Genomic DNA, 1,346 nt, shown 5'->3' with positions numbered 1-1,346 from the left:
CAATCAAATATCGGCGACGAATGTCTGTTTTTGCGTGCCGAGGCCCTCGATTCCGAGTTCGACGGTATCGCCGGCCTTGAGGTAGCGCGGCGGCTTCATGCCGAGACCGACGCCGGGCGGCGTGCCGGTGGAGATGACATCGCCCGGATGCAGCGACATGAACTGCGAGAGGTAGGACACGAGGAAGGCAACGCCATAGACCATGGTCTTCGACGAACCGTTCTGCATCATCTCGCCGTTCACCTTCAGCCACATGCCGAGGTTCTGCGGATCGGGAACTTCATCCCGGGTGACGAGCCACGGGCCGATCGGCCCGAACGTGTCGCAGGACTTGCCCTTGGTCCACTGGCCCGCCCGCTCCGCCTGGAAGGCGCGCTCGGAAACGTCGTGGGAAACCACATAGCCCGCGACGTAATCCAGGGCATCGGCTTCCGAGACATATTTCGCGGTCTTGCCGATGACGACGCCGAGTTCCACCTCCCAGTCGGTCTTTTCCGAACCGCGCGGAATGATGACGTCATCGTCGGGACCGCAGATGGCCGAGGTCGCCTTCATGAAGATCACCGGTTCCGGCGGTACCGCCATGCCGGATTCGGCGGCGTGGTCGGAGAAGTTCAGCCCGATGCAGATGAACTTGCCGGTGCCCGAGACCGGCGGGCCGAGACGCGTGCCCGCATCCACCACCGGCAGCGTCGCGGGATCGATGGCGCCGAGCCGGGCCAGCGTGTCCGGGTCGAGTGCAGCGCCCGAGAGATCGAAGACATGGCCGGAGAGATCGCGGATCGTGCCGTCGGCAGCCAGAAGGCCGGGCTTTTCGGCGCCGGGAGCGCCATGGCGAAGAAGTTTCATGGGGATGGTCCTTTCCAGTCGTAAACGGTTCAATCCGGCGAGGGGCGATACGCCCTCTGGCCTGCCTCAGATCGACCAGCCGCCATCGATGCCGACGGCCTGACCGGTCGTGTAGGTGGCGCCGGCGAGATAGACGGCAAGGTCGGCGATTTCTTCCGGCGTGCCGAGGCGCCCCATGGGCTGGCGGGCGATGAAGGCGGCGCGGGCTTCCTCGTAATTGCCCTGCGCGCGCATGCGGCTCTCCAGCGAGGGGCTTTCCACCGTGCCGGGGCAGATGGCGTTGCAACGAATGCCCTGCGCCACATAATCCGCCGCGACCGACTTGGTCAGCCCGATAACGGCGGCCTTGGTGGTGCCATAGGCGCAACGGTTGGGCACGCCCTTCGACGACGAGGCGATCGAGGCCATGTTGATGATCGTGCCATCGCCACGTTCCAGCATGCCGGGCAGCACGGCCTGAATGGTGCGGATCATGGCGCGGACGTTGAGATCGAAGG

2 protein-coding genes are annotated in these 1,346 nt (G+C 65.2%); both read right to left on the bottom strand.

Annotated features, from left to right (window positions below; all coding sequences use genetic code 11):
- Positions 1–3 precede the first annotated feature (3 nt).
- A complete protein-coding gene (locus tag GGQ66_RS22880) occupies positions 4–849 on the bottom strand; it encodes a fumarylacetoacetate hydrolase family protein (RefSeq protein WP_183796039.1) in 846 nt (281 codons plus the stop codon).
- Positions 850–915: 66 nt separating this feature from the next.
- The coding region (locus tag GGQ66_RS22875; RefSeq protein WP_183796037.1) for an SDR family oxidoreductase at positions 916–1,346 on the bottom strand (431 nt) is incomplete at its 5' end.

This window comes from Allorhizobium borbori (genome assembly GCF_014196535.1).
GTDB classification, from domain to species: Bacteria; Pseudomonadota; Alphaproteobacteria; order Rhizobiales; family Rhizobiaceae; genus Ectorhizobium; species Ectorhizobium borbori.
This window is presented reverse-complemented; position numbering and strand designations above follow the sequence as displayed.

Bases quoted from the DNA above. Each gene is read 5' to 3' on its own strand.
- GGQ66_RS22880 (WP_183796039.1), bottom strand. From the start codon at position 849: ATGAAACTTCTTCGCCATGGCGCTCCCGGCGCCGAAAAGCCCGGCCTT.